The 523-nt window shown below is 40.3% G+C and carries 1 protein-coding gene; it reads left to right on the forward strand.

Features of this window, described 5'->3' with window-relative positions; all coding sequences use genetic code 11:
* Positions 1-53 precede the first annotated feature (53 nt).
* Positions 54-523, forward strand: a 470-nt coding sequence (locus FS935_RS23205; RefSeq protein WP_146950946.1) for a type IV secretion system protein, incomplete at its 3' end; no start/stop codon positions are given.

The raw sequence follows: 523 nt of genomic DNA on the forward strand, positions 1-523 counted from the left end.
TAAGGCTGAGTCAGCTGAATATGATAAGCAACATGGATTGAACAGGTGATAACATGTCTGGTTTCTTTGAAAAGTTTAATAGCGAAGTTGTTAGTAAAATCGAAGAGATGACCAAACCACTTCAAAGTCAATTAGGTCAGGATATGTTATCTCTTCTAAGTGCAGGTATTAGCGTTTATATCCTCTGGGTTGGCTATCAAATATTGGCAGGGAAACGCCAGACCCCATTACAAGATCTCGTCTGGGATCTATCAAAATTTGCCATTATTTTAACATTCGTAAGCAATGCTGATGGCTATCTGACGGCAGCAATGGATGCTATTAAATCTATGAAGGATGGGTTCCTTGGTAAACCTGTATGGGCAACGCTAGATACCATGTGGAGTACAACTCAGCTTTTGGCTGACAAAGTTTATGCTATGGATCAATCCAAATATGTGTCAGTTGAAGGTGGAATCGGGTCAATGTTGGTTTGGGGAGGAAGTATCCTGATTATGTCTGTAGCGGCTGTTATTTACATGCT

This window comes from Metabacillus litoralis, from assembly GCF_007994985.1.
GTDB lineage: Bacteria > Bacillota > Bacilli > Bacillales > Bacillaceae > Metabacillus > Metabacillus litoralis.